Source organism: Prevotella heparinolytica (assembly GCF_002998535.1).
Taxonomy (GTDB): Bacteria; Bacteroidota; Bacteroidia; order Bacteroidales; family Bacteroidaceae; genus Bacteroides; species Bacteroides heparinolyticus.
Window position 1 is genome coordinate 928803 of record NZ_CP027234.1, and the last position, 18229, is coordinate 947031.

Below are 18229 nucleotides of genomic sequence, written 5' to 3' on the forward strand. Positions count from 1 at the left end.
AGGGACATTGCGCCTGAAAATCATAGTTTGAATATGGTTTCAGGCGGATTTGATTTCCCGTATTCTTGTGCTTCCTTGTCTCTGTGTTTGCTTTTCTTATAACTCCTTTAAAACTTACCTTGTCTTGAAGTGTGGGAATAACTTCCCTAAAGTGTGGACTCATCTTCCCTATGGTGTGGGGTTATGCTTCCTGAAGTGTGGGCTTACGCCTCTTAAAGTGTGGGCTTGTGTTCATTAAGGTGTGGGCTTGTGACTGCTAAAGTGTGGGCATACGTTTTCCCCGATGTAAGCTTACGATTGCTTAATCGTAAAATACTGATTTGCTTTGAATTGTAGATATGGAGAATTCTCTTCAGCGGATTTTCAGGATTGTTCTTGAAGACAGGGCTTCCCTTTCTCACTTTTAGAACTTTTAGACATAAAAAAAGGAGTACCGCTGTACTCCAACCTTTGTTAACCTTAAATCTAATACTATGAAAAACACAGTGCAAATATACGGACTTTCTTGAAACTTGCAAGAGGCAAGAGGAATAAACTGTAGTTTTATAACACTTGTTATGATTTTCCTTCTGATATTATAGCCTTTTTAGAGATCTATTTCGCTTTTTCTTTCAGCAACTCTTCCATTTTCAACACCTCGTCGCGATATTGGGCAGCTTCGATGAAGTCGAGCTTCTTGGCTGCTTCCTGCATGAGTTTTCTGGTACGTTCGATGCTCTTTTCCAGTTGCGCGCGGTTCATGTACCGGACAATCGGGTCGGCGGCAACAGAAGACGTTGGTTCTTGTTCCACATAGGGACGAGGAGTACTGCCGGTCCGGTTTTCATTCTCGGAAGCAGGCGGGGCAGAAGGTTCGCCGGTGGCAAAAACATTGAGATTCTTCGCTTTTTTTATCTGCTGGGGTGTGATACCGTTCTCTTCGTTGTATTTCAACTGTTTCTCGCGGCGTCGGTTGGTTTCATCAATAGTCATTTGCATGCTTTCCGTTATTTTGTCGGCATACATGATGACCATTCCGTTCACGTTGCGGGCAGCACGGCCGGCAGTCTGCGTCAGCGAACGGTGGGAGCGGAGAAAGCCCTCTTTGTCGGCATCAAGGATGGCCACAAGAGAAACCTCCGGCAAATCAAGTCCTTCGCGCAACAGATTCACGCCAATCAGTACGTCATACAATCCTTCGCGAAGGTCGCTCATGATTTTCACTCGTTCCAGCGTATCTACATCGCTGTGTATATAGTTACATCTCACCTGATTGTTCAGCAAATATTCGGTCAGCTCCTCCGCCATTCGTTTGGTGAGGGTGGTTACGAGAGTGCGTTCGTTCTTCTCGATGCGTAGTTGTATCTCTTCCATCAAGTCGTCTATCTGGTTGTGGCTGGGACGCACCTCAATGATAGGGTCGAGCAATCCTGTGGGACGAATGACCTGCTCTACCACAATGCCTTCCGACTTCATCAGCTCATAATCGGCAGGTGTGGCGCTGACGTAAATCACTTGTTTGGCCATCTCTTCGAACTCGTCGAACTTCAACGGACGGTTATCTTTAGCAGCAGGCAGCCGGAAGCCGTATTCCACCAGATTCTCCTTGCGGGCACGGTCGCCTCCATACATGGCACGTATCTGCGGAACGCTGACGTGGCTTTCGTCAATAACTATCAGGAAATCTTCGGGAAAGAAGTCCAGCAGGCAGTAGGGGCGAGTACCGGCGGCCCGCCCGTCGAAGTAGCGCGAATAATTCTCTATGCCCGAACAATGTCCCAGCTCCCGTATCATCTCCATATCATAAGTCACCCGTTCCTGCAAGCGTTTGGCTTCAAAGGTACGCCCTTCACTTTCAAACCATTGCACCTGTTTGTGCAAGTCGTCCTCTATCTCGTGGATGGCGCGCAAAGTAGCTTCTTTGGTTGTCATGAAGAGGTTGGCGGGATAAATCTTATAGGCATCGAATTTACCGACTGTCACACCGCTGATGGGGTCTACCTCTTCGATGCTGTCTATCTCATCGCCCCAAAAAACAATGCGCAACAGATTGTCGGCGTATGCCAGATAGATGTCCACGGTATCTCCTTTCACACGGAAGTTGCCACGGTTCAGGTCTATGTCGTTGCGCACATAGAGACTATCCACCAAGCGTCGCAAGAATACGTTCCGGCTGAAATTTCTGCCTTGCTGCACTTCAATGACATTGTTGTAGAAGTCGGCAGGATTTCCCATACCGTAGATGCACGAAACAGACGATACCACCACCACGTCTTTCCTGCCGGAAAGCAGGGCAGAGGTGGCGGCAAGCCGCAGTTTGTCTATCTCGTCGTTGATGGCAAGGTCCTTCTCTATATAGGTGTCCGAAGAAGGCAGGTAGGCTTCCGGTTGGTAATAATCGTAATACGATACATAATACTCCACCGCATTGTTGGGGAAGAAGCTCTTGAACTCACTGTATAGTTGTGCGGCCAACGTTTTATTGTGGCTCAATATCAAGGTCGGTTTATTGATGTTGGCAATAACATTGGCTATGGTGAATGTCTTTCCCGAACCGGTGACACCGAGAAGAGTTTGTGCGGGAAGCCCCTCGCGTATGCCTTCGGTCAGTTGTGCGATGGCCTCAGGTTGGTCTCCCGTGGGACGATAGGCAGATGTCAGCTCGAATTTGCTCATTTTTCTTTTCTTAATGAGTGGCAATATTCGGCAAAATCTTCGAAATAAACAAAATATTTTGTTTACTTTGCAGCTATTTGATAATAATCACTAAGAACAGTACAACGAAGAACATGATTTGGAATGAAAGCATCGAGTGCATGGATCGCGAAAGTCTTCGCAAAATCCAGAGCATTCGTCTCAAAAAGACCGTGGAGCGTGTGTATCACGACACTCCTTTCTATCGTAAGAAGATGCAGGAATTAGGCATCACTCCCGATGACATAAACAGCATAGACGATATCGTGAAACTTCCCTTTACCACAAAGTATGATTTGCGTGACAACTATCCTTTCGGCCTGTGTGCCGTGCCGATGAGCCAGATTGTACGTATCCACGCTTCGTCGGGGACAACAGGCAAGCCTACTGTGGTGGGCTACACCCGTAAAGACCTCTCGGCTTGGGCCGAATGCCTTGCACGTGCTTTTACGGCCTATGGAGCAGGACGTTCGGATGTATTTCAGATATCTTACGGTTACGGACTTTTTACCGGTGGTCTGGGCGCTCATGCCGGTGCCGAGAATATCGGGGCATCCGTTATTCCGATGTCCAGCGGTAACACCGAAAAGCAAATCACGCTGATGCACGATTTCGGTTCGACCGTGCTTTGCTGCACACCTTCTTATGCGCTCTATCTGGCAGATGCCATCAAGGATTCCGGCTTTCCCCGCGAAGACTTCAAGTTGAAAGCCGGTGCTTTCGGTGCCGAACCGTGGACTGAGAACATGCGTCGTGACATCGAAACCAAACTGGGCATCAAAGCATACGACATATACGGTTTGAGTGAAATTGCCGGTCCCGGTGTCGGCTATGAGTGTGAATGCCAAAACGGCACGCATCTTAATGAAGACCATTATTTCCCCGAAATCGTCGACCCGAAAACCCTTGAGCCGGTTGCTCCCGGCGAGACGGGTGAATTGGTGTTTACGCATCTCACCAAAGAGGGAATGCCGTTGCTGCGCTATCGTACCAAAGATCTCACAGCTCTTCATTATGATAAATGTACCTGTGGCCGTACATTGGTGCGTATGGATCGCATTCTCGGACGCAGTGACGATATGCTGATTATTCACGGAGTGAACGTATTCCCGACACAAATCGAGTCTGTCGTTCTTGAGATGCCTGAGTTCGAACCTCACTATCTGTTGCTGGTCGATAGAAAGAACAATACCGATACGATGGAACTTCGGGTTGAAGTCCGTCCGGAATATTATTCCGATGAAATCAACAAGATGTTGGATTTGAAGAAAAAACTTGTCGTCCGTTTGCAAAGTGTACTCGGATTGGGTGTAGATGTACGTTTGGTTGAGCCTCGCAGTATCGAGCGAAGTGTCGGTAAGGCCAAGCGTGTCATCGACAACAGAAAATTATAATTAGTATACCCCGTAAATATATTACTATGGTAGCAAAACAACTTTCCATTTTCTTAGAGAACAAATCCGGTCGCCTGACGGAGGTGACGGAAGTGCTTGCCAAGGAAGGTGTCAACCTTTCTGCCCTGTGTATTGCAGAGAATGCCGACTTCGGTATTCTTCGTGGCATTGTATCTGAACCGGATAAAGCATACAAGGCTTTAAAGGACAATCATTTTGCCGTTAATGTAACCGATGTGGTGGGTATTAGTTGCCCCAACATTCCCGGTTCGTTAGCCAAAGTACTTCGTTTCCTTTCTGACGAGGGCGTGTTTATCGAATACATGTATTCCTTTGCCAACGGTGAGACAGCCAATGTCATCATTCGTCCGAATGACATGGACAACTGCATTCGCGTGTTGACAGAAAAGAAAGTCGATTTGCTTGCGGCAAGCGACTTATATAAACTCTGATTAGTGGTTAGAGGGTAACGATTAGCGATTAGCGAGCATGCAGCATGACAGCACAATCTGCTAATCGACTAACCGTTAACCGCTAATATCTAATTACCCGTTTTTGAAAATTTAAGTTCCGTATCGTTGTTTAATTCGATGCGAACCTCTATCTTTGCACATTATTTGAATAAAAGTAATGAAGAAAAATACCCTGATAACTCTGCTTGCAGCCTTGCTGCTCTCCTCGTGTGGAGAATACAACAAATTGCTGAAAAGCACGGATTATGAATATAAGTATGAAGCGGCAAAAAATTACTTCGCAAAAGGTCAGTATAGCCGTACAGCAACCCTTCTCAACGAACTGATTGCCATTCTTAAAGGTACTGATAAAGCTGAAGAATCTCTCTACATGTTGGGGATGAGTTATTATAATCAGAAGGATTATCAGACTGCGGCGCAGACTTTTATTCAATACTACAACGTTTATCCCCGTGGTACGTTCGCTGAATTGGCTCGTTTTCATGCCGGTAAAGCTTTGTTCTTGGATACTCCTGAGTCCCGTTTGGATCAGTCCGGAACATACAGTGCCATTCAGCAATTGCAGATGTTTATGGAATACTTTCCCCAAAGTACCAGAAAAGAAGAAGCGCAGAATATGATTTTTGCATTGCAAGACAAGCTGGTGATGAAAGAATATCTTTCAGCTAAACTTTATTATAATATGGGGAATTACATGGGTAACAACTATCAGGCTTGTGTCATTACGGCACAAAACGCCTTGAAAGATTATCCATATACTAACCTACGCGAAGATTTGTCTATCCTCGTACTGCGTGCCAAACATGAATTGGCCATATACAGCGTGGAAGATAAAAAGCTTGAACGTTACCGTGAAGCGGTAGATGAATACTATGCTTTCAAGAATGAGTTTCCTGAAAGTAAATATCTGAAAGAGGCCGACCGTATCTTCAAGGAAGCGCAGAAAATATTAAAGGATTAAAGAAACCGGAAAAAGATATCAATATAGAATTTAAATTAGACGGATAAAATTATGGATTACAGAAAAACGAATGCTCCTGCCAGTACGGTAACTCGTGATATGATGGAGTTGTGTGAGGATACCAATAATGTATACGAATCTGTGGCAATCATTGGAAAGCGTGCCAACCAGATCAGTGTAGAGATCAAGAATGACCTCTCCAAGAAACTTGCTGAGTTTGCCTCTTATAATGACAATCTGGAAGAAGTATTTGAGAACCGGGAACAAATCGAGATCTCCCGTTATTATGAGAAATTGCCGAAACCGACTCTGATCGCTACTCAAGAATATATTGAGGGTAAGGTTTATTATCGCAATCCGGCTAAGGAAAAAGAAAAATTGCAGTAATATAATGATACAGCGCATTCAATCCGTTTATTTGTTGTTGGTGACTGTATTGCTGGTAGTTGCCATGTGCATGCCTATGGGACACTTCATCGGAGCGGATGGAGTAACTGTAAGTACCTTTAAATCTTTAGGGCTGTATATGGCCGACGGAAGTTTCCGTTCTACGTGGGGATTGTTCGGTATTTTATTGCTGAGTGCAATTATTGTGTTTGGCACTATTTTTCTATTCCGCAACCGGATGCTGCAAGTACGCATGACTGTTTTCAGCAGTGTTTTGCTGATAGGTTTTTATATTGCTTTTACCGTGTTCGCTTTTATGCTGAAAGATGGTGCAGAGACCGCTTCTTTCCGATTGGGGTGGGCACTTTGTTTGCCTGCTGTTTCTATAATACTGAACTATTTGGCTTTTCGCGCCATTTATAAAGATGAGTTGATGGTCAAGGCAGCAGATCGATTAAGAAGATAAGCAAATAACATTCTGATTTATGATAAAGACAGACTACGTGTTTAATGGATGCTTGGTCTGTCTTTTCTTTTTATAGGTTTCCGATTTATTGGTAGGATCTTATTTTTTCAAATCGAACAGGTAGGTTATCTTGGCGGTAATGACTTCGTGTGCAGAGCGAGCAAAGAAGTCTTTTTTGGCACTGTTATAGAAATCGGATAAAGCATAATAGTATCTCCCTTCTACTAAAAAATGGCCGGCCTTGGTACGCACTTCTATACCAAGTCCTCCGGTAAGACCATAATCAAATTTATTATCAATAGGTTTACCATGTTGTTCTACTGTTATGTACGACTCGGAAGCTGCGGTTGTCCAGTCTCCATCTATTTTCTCGCTGTTGTTGAGCAAAAAGCCTATTTGTGGGCCGGCATGTATGAAAAGTTGCATGCCACGGTCTTTACCAAAAGCCAAATGTGCTAGAAAAGGTATTTCCACATAATTCATGTTGCGTGTATAGCTCAATGCGGGGTAATCTTCGTAGTATTCGTCCCATCCGTGTTGCGAGAGATTTATTTCAAGCTGTGCACCGCAAATCATTTTGAAGTATCTTTCTGATATATACCGAGCTGTAATGCCGCCATTGATACCCATCAGATTCTTTTGTTTTACGGTAGGAGAGAAGCTGGCTTTGTTCAGATTGATCCCTCCATTGATGCCGATGGCAAGATTATGACGTTGTTCACCCACTTGTGCATTTGCCGGCAATACACATGCGCCTGCAAGCAAGGCGACTCCTATTAGTGCTTTTATTTTCATTTTTTTCAAGCTTTAATGACCGTACAACTTCTCTTATCAGTCGAAATCCAATTTCATCAACTCATAATTTTTTGTGAAGTGTACAAAAAATACCTTCTTGTTGATGAAACCGCCCCAGTTGTTTACCCGTTGAAACTTAAAACCGGTTTGTATCGGAGTCAAGTCCATCCGTTGCATATTATCCTCAAATGCCGAACCATAGCGTACCAGACCTTTCAAGAAGAAGTAGCCAGTGTCGAATCCCAGCATTCCGAATTTGGGATAACGTTCGTCCATATCTTTACTGTACCATTTGCGGTAGTTCTTTGTGAAATTGATGGCAGCAGGCAACAAGTTGTTGGTATAGAAAGATGAATAGAAATAGGTGCTTAATTCAAAGAAAGCATCCAGATGATCCTTGGTATAGGTCTGCCATTCCGGATAGCCGAACAAGTGGATACGGCTTTCCGGCTGCTCACGCACCAACAATGTCAGTTGAGGAAGAATTTTAATAAGCGTCAGGTTGCTACCGGAGGTCGGGATGAAGATGTTTTCGCGATCAGCGCGCAATACGGTTTTCAAAGTTTCTATCGTGGCATCTTCTTTCAAGCTTTTCATGGGGATGGCGCGATTGCGCAATTCATCTTTCAAGCCTTTGATGAATTCTGCCTTATCTTTAGTTCCTTGGCTCGCCTCGATAAAAATAACGTTGGCATTGAGAAACTGGCGTACAAAATGATCGTACACTTCGGAATACAAGTATGATTGAGGAGTATTGATCTGATACACGGCAGGGTTTCTGAATACGGTATTGTCTTTTGAAGTGAAGGGTATCACCAGACGGGTGTTATGCTTCTTGGCAAATTCAGCCAAAGGCATGATGTGCTGTTGATATAAAGGACCGAAGATGATATCCATTTCCTTCATTTCGCTTTTATCAAGCACTGCATTCAATGAAGCGTCTTCCGGGCCGGAGTTGTAGGTATATAAATCTATGGAAGTACCGGTGCGCTTCAAGCTATCTACAGCCATGAGCAACCCTTCATAATATTCCACCATGCGAGACGATTCGCTTTTTGAAACGCCATCCAAGAAAGGAAGAACCAAAGCTGCTTTGATGGTATTGAACCGTTGGACTTTTTTTCTGTTCTCATTGAACAATTCGTTGTCGGTGGGAGTCATATTGCTTGAAATCGCTTGAACAGCCTGTGCTTTTGCGTATGGGATGCAAAGAAATGAACCTTTCTTGATATGTTTTTCACCTTTCAGTTCGGGGTTAGCGGCGATCAGTTCGGCTTCGCTGATTCCATATTCGCGGCTGATGCTGAAGATAGTTTCTTTTCGTTTCACCTTATGCATTTCGCGACAGCGAGATTCTACAGGACCCGGAATAGTGACTCCGGTTATCGTTGTATTACCTTTGGTTTCGGAGAGACCGACGGTGGCTTCGGAAGCAGAAGGGATGCGTATAACTTGTCCGGTACGGAAGTTCTCTGCACTTAATCCAGGATTGGCATCACAAATGGCTTTGGCTGACACACTGTATTTTATGGTCAGGCGATAGAGCGTTTCTCCAGCTTCGATGGTATGATAGGTTTCTTTTTGAACATTGGCAACACTGCGAGGGATACGTATCGTACGTCCGATATATATCTTCTCATCGCTTCCGGGATTCAGCTTGATAATGTCCGATTGGCTGACACCATACATGCTGGCTATGGAATAAAGACTTTGTCCTTTCTCGATGGTATGCAGAAAATATGACTGATTTTCTTGTGCCATTGCTCCTAAACTGTATGCACCGGCAAGCAGCAGTGAGCAGATAATGCAGTTTATAGTTTTCATTCAGTAATCGTTGGTTTATATTTACAATTTCCCAAAGTAGTTGCAAAGATAAGAATATTGGCTTATATTAGCCAACGGATTGCGTTAAGAAATAATATTGCTTCTTTGGAAGCTGTTCTTGAATTTACCCTTTCACTTTTTATGAATGCCGTCTCTCACAAAGAACTCTTCCAATAATAGTGACTAATATCAGAACAGGCGTCCGAGCAGCCTATAAAATAAAAATCAGGGTAGTTTCTAACTATTTTTAGGTTGATATTCGGAGGAAAAAACTTATTTTTGTCCCCTTATGAAGCATGGAGCCGAAAACACAAGACGTTTTTTCGGCAGATAAAATTCGTATCTGTTCCGTATCATCTCCGCATTAAGTCCGTATCTATAGGTACGAAGAACATACGGAGTAGACACGGTTCTGATACGGCTTTGATAAGAAAAAGGAGAGACCAAAACAGAACCAAAGATTATGCAGGAGGAAACAGAATATATCAATGTATATGGTGCACGTGTGCACAATCTCAAGAATATCGACGTTGAAATTCCCCGTAACAGCCTTACGGTGATTACCGGTTTGAGCGGAAGCGGCAAATCATCGTTGGCATTCGATACGATTTTTGCCGAAGGGCAACGGCGCTATATCGAGACTTTTTCGGCTTATGCCCGTAACTTTCTGGGCAATCTGGAGCGTCCGGATGTGGATAAGATAACCGGGTTGAGTCCCGTTATTTCCATCGAACAGAAGACGACGAACAAGAATCCCCGTTCCACGGTGGGGACTACGACCGAAGTTTACGACTACCTTCGTTTGCTCTATGCCCGTGCCGGCGAAGCCTATTCCTATCTGTCCGGAGAAAAGATGGTGAAGTATACCGAAGAACAGATACTCGAACTCATCTTGAAAGATTATAAAGGGAAACGAATCTATATTCTTGCTCCGTTGGTGCGCAGCCGTAAGGGGCACTATAAGGAACTTTTCGAACAGGTGCGCAAGAAAGGCTATCTATATGTGCGTGTGGATGGAGAGGTGCGTGAGGCATTGCCGGGCATGAAGCTGGATCGCTACAAAAATCACGATGTGGAAGTGGTGGTAGACAAACTGGTGGTTGCTGATAAGGATGATACGCGTCTGAAGAACAGCGTGGCAGCCGCCATGCGGCAGGGAGATGGGTTGTTGATGATACTCGATGTCCAAACCGACGACCTGCGACATTACAGCAAGCAGTTGATGTGTCCCGTCACCGGGCTGTCTTATCGGGAACCGGCACCGCACAACTTTTCATTCAACTCGCCGCAGGGAGCATGTCCCAAATGCAAAGGATTGGGAATCGTCAGCCAAATCGATATGGACAAAGTAATTCCCGATCGCGAGCTGTCCATCGCGGGAGGTGCAATAGCTCCGTTGGGGAAATATAAGAACAGCATGATTTTCTGGCAGATTGATGCCCTGTTAGAAAAGTATGAAGCAACACTTAAAACACCGGTCAAGGAACTGCCGGACGATGCACTCGACGAGATACTGTATGGTTCGGACGAACGCATCAAGATAAAAAGCTCGTTGATAGGTACTACTTCCGATTATTTTGTGACGTTTGAAGGGGTCGTGAAATATATTCAAATGTTGCAGGAGAAGGATCTCTCGGCCACGGCACAAAAATGGGCCGACCAGTTTGCCAAGACTGCGGTTTGTCCGGAGTGTCATGGAGCAAAACTTAACAAGGAGGCTCTTTCGTTTCGCATTCACGACAAGAATATATACGAACTGTCCACTATGGATATCAGCGAGCTGTATGCTTGGCTGACAAATGTAGATTCATTCCTCAGCAGCAAGCAACGGCAAATTGCCGGGGAGATACTGAAAGAAATCCGCACGCGTCTTAAATTTCTGCTCGATGTGGGATTGGATTATCTTTCGTTGAACCGTACAGCCGTCAGTCTTTCCGGAGGTGAGAGCCAGCGCATCCGCCTGGCTACGCAAATAGGCTCTCAACTGGTGAATGTGCTGTATATTCTGGACGAACCAAGTATTGGTTTGCATCAGCGTGACAACCAACGCTTGATTCATTCTTTAAAAGAGCTGCGCGATATAGGCAACTCTGTCATTGTTGTGGAGCATGACAAGGATATGATGCTGGCCGCCGACTATGTGATTGACATGGGGCCGACAGCCGGACGTATGGGAGGAGAGGTGGTTTTTGCTGGCACTCCCCGCGAGATGTTGCAGACACACACGCTGACCTCTCAATACCTGAATGGCGAACGGGGCATTGAAGTGCCTGCCAAACGCCGTGAGGGAAACGGACATAGTTTGTGGTTGCGTGGCGCAAAAGGTAATAACCTGAAAAATGTAAATGTGGAATTTCCGCTCGGCAAGCTGATTTGTGTTACCGGAGTTTCGGGCAGCGGCAAATCAACGCTCATCAACGAAACACTGCAGCCCATACTTTCACAAAGATTTTATCACTCCCTTCAAGACCCTTTGGAATACGGCAGTATAGAAGGGCTGGAATACATTGACAAAGTGGTGAATGTAGACCAATCGCCTTTAGGCCGTACACCGCGCTCCAATCCGGCCACCTACACAGGAGTTTTCTCCGATATACGCAACTTGTTTGTCGGATTACCCGAAGCGAAGATACGCGGGTATAAACCGGGACGTTTCTCATTCAACGTCAGTGGCGGACGTTGCGAAGCTTGTCAGGGAAACGGCTATAAAACCATTGAAATGAACTTCCTGCCCGATGTGTATGTGCCTTGCGAAGTGTGTCACGGTAAACGCTATAACCGCGAGACGCTGGAGGTGCGCTTTAAAGGAAAGTCTATTGCCGATGTGCTTGACATGACCATCAACCGTGCGGTGGAGTTCTTTGAAAATATTCCTCAAATATTGAACAAGATTAAGGTGATTCAGGAGGTAGGATTGGGGTATATCAAGCTGGGGCAGTCATCCACTACGCTTTCCGGAGGAGAAAGCCAACGCGTGAAGTTGGCCACCGAACTGTCGAAACGCGATACGGGCAAAACTCTTTATATCCTCGACGAACCTACCACCGGGCTTCATTTCGAAGACATCCGTGTTCTGATGAATGTTCTGAACAGGCTTGTTGACAAAGGAAATACCGTTATAGTCATCGAACATAATCTCGACGTCATTAAGATGGCCGATTATATCATCGATATGGGACCTGAAGGCGGAAAGGGCGGGGGAGAACTCCTTTCCTGCGGTACACCCGAAGAAGTGGCAAGGAGTGAGAAAGGATACACACCTAAGTTCCTGCGTGCAGAGCTTGGCTAACCGAGAATCTTACGAGAAATAATATAAAATCGCTTATTCCATCCACAAATCGTCTGACGATGAAAATAAATAAGACAAATGCAGCGAGGCTGCTCGATAAAGCAAAAATAGCTTATGAACTCATTCCCTATGAAGTGGACGAGCACGATTTGAGTGCGGTTCATGTGGCTGCCGGTTTGGGCGAAGACATCAACTGTGTATTTAAAACATTGATTCTCCATGGAGACAAGAACGGATATTTTGTCTGCGTGATTCCCGGTGAGCATGAAGTGGACTTGAAGTTAGCGGCCAAGGTGTCCGGCAATAAGAAATGCGACTTGATTCCCATGAAGGAACTCCTTCCTCTGACGGGATATATCCGTGGCGGTTGTTCGCCCATCGGCATGAAGAAATCTTTCCCTACCTATATCCACGAAACATGCCTTTGCTTTCCCTATATCTATATCAGTGCCGGACAACGCGGGTTGCAGCTCAAATTGAATCCGAAAGATTTGATAAAGGAAATCCGGGCGGAAGTTTGCATTCTTTTTAATGAATAAGAACCTGTTTTAAGAAAATATTCGGAAGAAATTATATATTTGCAGGAATTATTCAAGATATGAATTCTATTACTAACTTTAAAAACTAATTTTTATGTTCAAGAATCACCCTAAAGGTTTGTTGGCGGCTGCTATCTCTAACATGGGCGAACGGTTCGGCTACTACATCATGAATGCGGTACTGGTGTTGTTCCTTTGCTCTAAATTCGGTTTGAGCGACGAGAGTAGTTCCATTATTTATTCGGTTTTCTACTGCGGAATTTATGTATTAAGTTTGGTAGGCGGTATCATTGCCGATAGGACACAAAACTATAAAGGAACAATCATGTCCGGATTGATAGTGATGTCATTGGGTTATATTATTCTTTCCATCCCCATCCTGTCTACTGCCGGAAATATCGGCTGGCTGCTTCCTCTGACCTGTATGGCTCTGTTTCTTATAGCATTCGGCAACGGACTTTTTAAGGGAAATCTGCAAGCCATTGTGGGGCAAATGTACGACAACTTTGAAAAGGAAGCTGAAAAACAAGGGCCGGAAGCCGTTAAGTTGGCAAAAAGCCGTCGTGATTCAGGTTTCCAGATATTCTATGTATTCATTAATATTGGTGGTCTGATTGCCCCGTTTGTGGCTCCTCTGCTTAGAGAGTGGTGGCTGAAAGCCCACAGTTTGGCATATAATGCCGACTTGCCGGCACTGTGTCATCAATACATCAAGGAAGGTGGAAAGATGGCTTCCGATCATTTGCAGAATCTTACGGAATTGGTTGTAAAAGTAGGCGGAACCGTTACTCCGGATATGACTTCATTCTGTACACAGTATCTCGATGTATTCAATACAGGTATCCACTACTCATTTATTGCTTCTGTGGGTGCCATGCTGATTTCTCTGCTTGTTTTCGTAGTATGCCGGAAAGTATTCCCCACGCCGGGTAAAAAGACAAAACAGGAATCCGTAGATTATACACCCGAAGAGAAAGTGGCTATGGCCAAGGAAATCAAGCAACGCTTGTATGCCTTGTTCGCAGTGCTGGGTATCGTGATTTTCTTCTGGTTCTCATTCCACCAGAACGGACAATCGCTCTCGCTCTTTGCGCGTGACTTTGTTGTTACGGACAGCATTGCGCCCGAAATCTGGCAGGCCGTGAATCCTTTCTTTGTCATTGCACTTACTCCGCTCATCATGCTTTTCTTCGGTGCTCTCACTCGTCGCGGCAAGGAGATTTCTACTCCGAAGAAGATAGCTATCGGTATGGGAATCGCAGGTATTGCCTTCTTGTTCCTTGCCCTATATTCGGCTATGCAAGATTATCCTTCGGCTACCGACTTCAAGGCTATGGCAGATTCCGCCAAGGCAGGAATGAAGGCAGGACCTTGGGTGCTGATTGTTATCTATTTCTTTTTGACAGTTGCGGAACTCTTTATTTCACCGCTTGGCCTCTCTTTTGTTTCAAAGGTAGCCCCGAAACATATTCAGGGCTTATGTCAGGGATTGTGGCTTGGTGCGACGGCGATAGGAAACCTCTTCCTTTGGGTTGGCCCGTTGATGTACAACAAAATTCCTATTTGGCAATGCTGGACCGTGTTCTTTGTGGTTTGCCTTGTGTCCATGGGCGTGATGCTGGCCATGGTGAAGTGGCTGGAACGGGTGACAAAATAAGCTTGAGGTTATAATAAAATATAAGGACTGTGCAGTCTGAACAAGTAGGGATGCTTGCGAAGAGAATGCACAGTCTTTTTTTATATTTCCATTCCCATGATATAATCATTCATATAGTACCCGTTTCCTATCGGGAAATCTCCTTCGCGCAGTTTACGCATTCCCATGTGCTCGTAAAAGTGCACAGCTTTGTTGTTGCGATTCACATTTAACTCCAGCATACAAGGAGAGGGATGGATAGCTTTGATATACCGAATGGCCTCACGAAACAGAAAGCTACCGCAATGTGCACCCTGATAACGAGGCAGCACGTAGATTTTCTGCAGATGGAACAGTGCCTCACCTTGCTGTTCCACGGAGGCATATCCTGCGGTTTCTTCTCCCTCGCAGGCAAGGAGATAGACGTGTCCTTCCTCTTCCATTTGTTTACGCAGGTTCTCTGTCGAGTACATCCATTCCATCATGTATTCTGTTTGTTCATGAGTGAGGATGTCTTTGTACGTTACAGGGAAAACTTGTTGTGCCAATCGGTGTATCAATTCACAGTCGGCAGTCGTTGCTTTTCTGATGCTGAACATAAGGGATAAAATGCTTTAAAACATTATTTGATACAAAGTTATATGTTTTTTTGTAAAGACTGAATTGGCGACGGTTATTTTCATGTGACAAAAGCAAGATAAAATATTAGCAGAAATAGTTGATAACACGGATGTATTGCATCTATGGAATAAACTTCGTGTATCCATAGAATAAAATCGTGTGTGGTGTAGAGTAAACTTGTTTTCAGCCTGAATAAATCTCTGTTCGCACCGTGCGAATACAAATCCGCACGCTGCGGACAAACGTTCGCGCCGTGCGAACAGATATTCGCGCACTGCGAACAAAGATTCGAAAGTAAAAGTGAAGAGAGTCTCGCAAGTTGAAGTGTGTAAATAAATTCGTTGGAAGATAGGAAGGATGGAGATGATGGCTCAATAGAAAGCATAAAGCAGAGCGAATCCTGAATATCCGAGAATAGTTTTGGTGGACGGCATATAGAATTCATGTGATGAGTTTGCTCGGATTTATTTACGTAAACTTATTTGTAAAACCATGCTAATTATGCTAAAAATATTATCTTTGCAAACGTCACAAACTAACTGATTCTGAACCTTACAATTATTATGGCATTTACCAACAACACTATGATCGTGCGTCACAGATTGCTGAAAGAGCTGGTAAGTCTGTGGAAAAACAATGAACTCGTAGAGAAAATAGATCGTCTACCTATTGAGCTGACCCCGAAAAAGTCGAAACATGCAGGACGCTGTTGCATACACAAAGAGCGGGCTGTATGGAAATACAAATCATTGCCGTTGCTGGGGCTGGATATGGAGGATGAAACGAATGAGTTGACTCCGTTGTCGGAATATGCGGCTCGTGCGCTGAACAGGGCGGAGAACGGCAGGCCGAAAGAGCGCATCATGTGCGTGATAGATGAAGCCTGTTCGGCTTGTGTGCAGATAAACTACGAAATAACAAACCTTTGTCGCGGATGTATAGCACGAAGTTGTTTGACTAATTGTCCCAAGAATGCGGTGTCGCTGAAAGAAAACAGTCAGGCACGCATCGACCACGATGTGTGTATCAGTTGCGGCATTTGCCACAAAAGCTGTCCCTACCACGCCATCGTATATATTCCCGTACCTTGCGAAGAGGCTTGTCCGGTAAAGGCAATCAGTAAAGACGAAGAAGGGATAGAGCACATTGACGAGAGCAAATGTATCTATTGCGGAAAATGTCTCAATGCCTGTCCGTTCGGCGCCATTTTTGAAATATCCCAAGTATTCGATGTGCTACATCGCATCCGCAAGGGCGAACAAATGGTGGCTATTGTGGCACCTTCTATCTTAGGTCAGTTCGATACAACCATCGAGCAAGTGTACGGTGCACTGAAGGAAGTGGGTTTCGCCGATGTTATCGAGGTGGCTCAAGGAGCAATGGATACCATGAGCAACGAGGCGCACGAACTGGTTGAGAAACTGGAGGAGGGGCAGAAGTTTATGACGACTTCTTGTTGCCCGTCGTACATCGAACTGGTGAACAAGCATATTCCTGCAATGAAGCCTTATGTATCGGGCACCGGGTCGCCGATGTATTATGCCGCACGTATCGCGAAGAAGAAGCATCCTGATGCGAGTGTCGTATTCATTGGTCCTTGTTTGGCCAAGCGCAAAGAGGCTCAATGGGACGAAGCGGTGGATTTTGTCCTGACCTTTGAGGAAATGGCTTCTGTCTTGGCCGGTCTCGACATTCGTATTAAAGAAGCCAAACCTTATCCGATGACATTCGCTTCCGTGCGCGAAGCGCATGGTTTTGCACAGGCAGGCGGCGTGATGGGAGCTGTAATATCTTATTTGAAAGAAGAAGCGGCCGATATCAATGCTATTCAGGTGGCTAATCTGGATAAGAAAAACATCGGAACACTGCGGGCTTATGCCAAGACCGGCAAGGTTCCGGGACAGTTTGTCGAGGTAATGGCATGCGAAGGAGGGTGTATTACCGGACCGTGTGCGCACAACGAGGTAGTGGCCGGCAAACGGCAGTTGGTGCAGAAGTTGGCCAAACAAGAGAAGACTTATTGATGATATTTATATTTTAGAAGCGGATGAAACAAGAGCCGATATTCCTCTCTCCAAAGAAATCGTAATGAAGAATTTGGTTGACAGATTGCGCTGCAGACGTACGCTGACCGTTGAAGAATATAAACAACTATTGCTTTGCCGTGATGCCGAGGTGACGGATTATCTGCATAGACAGGCACGGGAAGAGACGTTTGCCCGTTTCGGTAATAAGATTTTCATTCGTGGACTGATAGAAATTACAAACAGATGTCGCAATAATTGCTATTATTGCGGAATACGAAAGTCAAACAGCCGTATAAACCGCTATGAGTTGACACAAGAGGAGATTCTTGAGTGTTGCTGCGAAGGATATAGGTTGGGCTTTCGCACTTTTGTATTGCAAGGTGGTGAGATGCCGGATATAAAAGATGAATGGATGGAGAATATTGTTGCTTGCATCCGCCGGAGTTTTCCGGAATGTGCCATAACATTGTCGTTGGGCGAAAAGTCTTACGGAACGTACGAACGTTTTTTCCGGGCAGGAGCTAACCGCTATCTGCTTCGACATGAAACTTGCAATATACAACACTATCGTAAGTTGCATCCTGCTGACATGTCGCTTGCTTATCGGTTGCAGTGTCTGGATTGGCTGAAGGAGATTGGCTATCAGGTGGGGACGGGCATCATGGTAGGAAGTCCGTATCAGAATATCCACCATTTGGTGGAAGATATTCTTTTCATCGAACGGTTTCGCCCGGAGATGATAGGTCTTGGTCCTTTTATTCCTCATCATGACACACCTTTTGCTGCTTTTGCACCGGGCAATGCCGGATTGTGCCTGAAACTTATTTCTATCTTCAGGCTGATGCTGCCGGCAGCATTAATACCCGCTACCACTGCGTTGGCAACGCTTGCTCCGGACGAGAGGGAACGGGGTATACTGGCAGGTGCGAATGTGGTGATGCCCAATCTCTCTCCGCAGAAGCGGCGGGCAGACTATTTGCTTTACGACAATAAGGCGTTTGCGGGGGCGGAAGCGGCCGAGGGATTACGGGAATTGAAAGAACGGTTGGAAAGGATAGGGTATGAAGTGTCGGGAGAAAGGGGAGATTATGAAAATGGAAAAAGGAAAGTGGGAAATGAGGGATGAATGTACGGTGAAGTATAA

14 protein-coding genes are annotated in these 18229 nt (G+C 45.2%); 10 read left to right on the top strand and 4 right to left on the bottom strand.

Annotated elements, in window-relative coordinates:
* Positions 1 to 594: 594 nt before the first annotated feature.
* Positions 595 to 2655, bottom strand: a complete 2061-nt coding sequence (gene uvrB / locus C3V43_RS03865; RefSeq protein ID WP_106068676.1) for an excinuclease ABC subunit UvrB — start codon at positions 2653 to 2655, stop codon at positions 595 to 597.
* A 113-nt stretch (positions 2656 to 2768) separates the two neighbouring features.
* Between uvrB and C3V43_RS03875 the strand changes: the two genes are divergently transcribed.
* The 5 genes from C3V43_RS03875 (at position 2769) to C3V43_RS03895 (ending at position 6354) form a co-directional block, all read left to right on the top strand.
* Positions 2769 to 4067, top strand: a complete 1299-nt coding sequence (locus C3V43_RS03875; RefSeq protein ID WP_106070449.1) for a phenylacetate--CoA ligase family protein — start codon at positions 2769 to 2771, stop codon at positions 4065 to 4067.
* Positions 4068 to 4093: 26 nt separating this feature from the next.
* Positions 4094 to 4519, top strand: coding sequence for an amino acid-binding protein (locus tag C3V43_RS03880; RefSeq protein WP_057098070.1), 426 nt, complete (start codon positions 4094 to 4096; stop codon positions 4517 to 4519).
* A 178-nt stretch (positions 4520 to 4697) separates the two neighbouring features.
* Positions 4698 to 5501, top strand: a complete 804-nt coding sequence (locus C3V43_RS03885) for an outer membrane protein assembly factor BamD (RefSeq protein ID WP_106068677.1) — start codon at positions 4698 to 4700, stop codon at positions 5499 to 5501.
* 51 nt (positions 5502 to 5552) lie between these two features.
* A complete protein-coding gene (locus C3V43_RS03890; protein ID WP_106068678.1) occupies positions 5553 to 5888 on the top strand; it encodes a DNA-directed RNA polymerase subunit omega in 336 nt (111 codons plus the stop codon).
* A gap of 4 nt (positions 5889 to 5892) precedes the next feature.
* Positions 5893 to 6354, top strand: a complete 462-nt coding sequence (locus C3V43_RS03895) for a DUF4293 domain-containing protein (protein ID WP_106068679.1) — start codon at positions 5893 to 5895, stop codon at positions 6352 to 6354.
* A 99-nt stretch (positions 6355 to 6453) separates the two neighbouring features.
* On the opposite strand, the gene C3V43_RS03900 is transcribed toward C3V43_RS03895, so the two are convergent.
* Both C3V43_RS03900 and C3V43_RS03905 read right to left on the bottom strand, forming a co-directional pair.
* A complete protein-coding gene (locus C3V43_RS03900) occupies positions 6454 to 7149 on the bottom strand; it encodes a porin family protein (RefSeq protein ID WP_106068680.1) in 696 nt (231 codons plus the stop codon).
* 36 nt (positions 7150 to 7185) lie between these two features.
* Positions 7186 to 8973 (bottom strand): muramidase family protein, encoded by a 1788-nt coding sequence (locus C3V43_RS03905; protein WP_106068681.1) that lies wholly within the window; start codon positions 8971 to 8973, stop codon positions 7186 to 7188.
* 463 nt (positions 8974 to 9436) lie between these two features.
* Between C3V43_RS03905 and uvrA the strand changes: the two genes are divergently transcribed.
* The 3 genes from uvrA to C3V43_RS03920 all read left to right on the top strand — a co-directional run bounded on the left by uvrA (position 9437) and on the right by C3V43_RS03920 (position 14458).
* The gene (gene uvrA, locus C3V43_RS03910) at positions 9437 to 12262 is read left to right on the top strand and encodes an excinuclease ABC subunit UvrA (RefSeq protein WP_106068682.1); all 2826 of its coding nucleotides are present in this window, start codon (positions 9437 to 9439) and stop codon (positions 12260 to 12262) included.
* 59 nt (positions 12263 to 12321) lie between these two features.
* On the top strand, positions 12322 to 12801 hold the full coding sequence (gene ybaK, locus C3V43_RS03915) for a Cys-tRNA(Pro) deacylase (RefSeq protein WP_106068683.1): 480 nt from the start codon (positions 12322 to 12324) through the stop codon (positions 12799 to 12801).
* A gap of 94 nt (positions 12802 to 12895) precedes the next feature.
* On the top strand, positions 12896 to 14458 hold the full coding sequence (locus C3V43_RS03920; protein WP_106068684.1) for a peptide MFS transporter: 1563 nt from the start codon (positions 12896 to 12898) through the stop codon (positions 14456 to 14458).
* A gap of 80 nt (positions 14459 to 14538) precedes the next feature.
* Here C3V43_RS03920 and C3V43_RS03925 read toward each other — a convergent pair whose 3' ends face one another.
* The gene (locus tag C3V43_RS03925) at positions 14539 to 15036 is read right to left on the bottom strand and encodes a GNAT family N-acetyltransferase (RefSeq protein ID WP_106068685.1); all 498 of its coding nucleotides are present in this window, start codon (positions 15034 to 15036) and stop codon (positions 14539 to 14541) included.
* Between the two features lie 585 nt (positions 15037 to 15621).
* Here C3V43_RS03925 and C3V43_RS03930 point away from each other — a divergent pair.
* Together C3V43_RS03930 and hydE are read left to right on the top strand one after the other, a co-directional pair.
* The gene (locus tag C3V43_RS03930) at positions 15622 to 17082 is read left to right on the top strand and encodes a monomeric [FeFe] hydrogenase (protein ID WP_106068686.1); all 1461 of its coding nucleotides are present in this window, start codon (positions 15622 to 15624) and stop codon (positions 17080 to 17082) included.
* A 64-nt stretch (positions 17083 to 17146) separates the two neighbouring features.
* Positions 17147 to 18211 (top strand): [FeFe] hydrogenase H-cluster radical SAM maturase HydE, encoded by a 1065-nt coding sequence (gene hydE / locus C3V43_RS03935; RefSeq protein WP_106068687.1) that lies wholly within the window; start codon positions 17147 to 17149, stop codon positions 18209 to 18211.
* Positions 18212 to 18229: the final 18 nt, after the last annotated feature.

Excerpts from the sequence above, each read along its gene's own strand:
- C3V43_RS03930 (WP_106068686.1), top strand. The coding sequence starts at position 15,622 with ATGGCATTTACCAACAACACTATGATCGTGCGTCACAGATTGCTGAAA.
- C3V43_RS03885 (WP_106068677.1), top strand. The coding sequence starts at position 4,698 with ATGAAGAAAAATACCCTGATAACTCTGCTTGCAGCCTTGCTGCTCTCC.
- uvrA (WP_106068682.1), top strand. The coding sequence starts at position 9,437 with ATGCAGGAGGAAACAGAATATATCAATGTATATGGTGCACGTGTGCAC.
- C3V43_RS03895 (WP_106068679.1), top strand. The coding sequence starts at position 5,893 with ATGATACAGCGCATTCAATCCGTTTATTTGTTGTTGGTGACTGTATTG.
- uvrB (WP_106068676.1), bottom strand. The coding sequence starts at position 2,655 with ATGAGCAAATTCGAGCTGACATCTGCCTATCGTCCCACGGGAGACCAA.
- C3V43_RS03925 (WP_106068685.1), bottom strand. The coding sequence starts at position 15,036 with ATGTTCAGCATCAGAAAAGCAACGACTGCCGACTGTGAATTGATACAC.
- hydE (WP_106068687.1), top strand. The coding sequence starts at position 17,147 with ATGAAGAATTTGGTTGACAGATTGCGCTGCAGACGTACGCTGACCGTT.
- ybaK (WP_106068683.1), top strand. The coding sequence starts at position 12,322 with ATGAAAATAAATAAGACAAATGCAGCGAGGCTGCTCGATAAAGCAAAA.
- C3V43_RS03905 (WP_106068681.1), bottom strand. The coding sequence starts at position 8,973 with ATGAAAACTATAAACTGCATTATCTGCTCACTGCTGCTTGCCGGTGCA.
- C3V43_RS03920 (WP_106068684.1), top strand. The coding sequence starts at position 12,896 with ATGTTCAAGAATCACCCTAAAGGTTTGTTGGCGGCTGCTATCTCTAAC.
- C3V43_RS03890 (WP_106068678.1), top strand. The coding sequence starts at position 5,553 with ATGGATTACAGAAAAACGAATGCTCCTGCCAGTACGGTAACTCGTGAT.
- C3V43_RS03875 (WP_106070449.1), top strand. The coding sequence starts at position 2,769 with ATGATTTGGAATGAAAGCATCGAGTGCATGGATCGCGAAAGTCTTCGC.
- C3V43_RS03900 (WP_106068680.1), bottom strand. The coding sequence starts at position 7,149 with ATGAAAATAAAAGCACTAATAGGAGTCGCCTTGCTTGCAGGCGCATGT.
- C3V43_RS03880 (WP_057098070.1), top strand. The coding sequence starts at position 4,094 with ATGGTAGCAAAACAACTTTCCATTTTCTTAGAGAACAAATCCGGTCGC.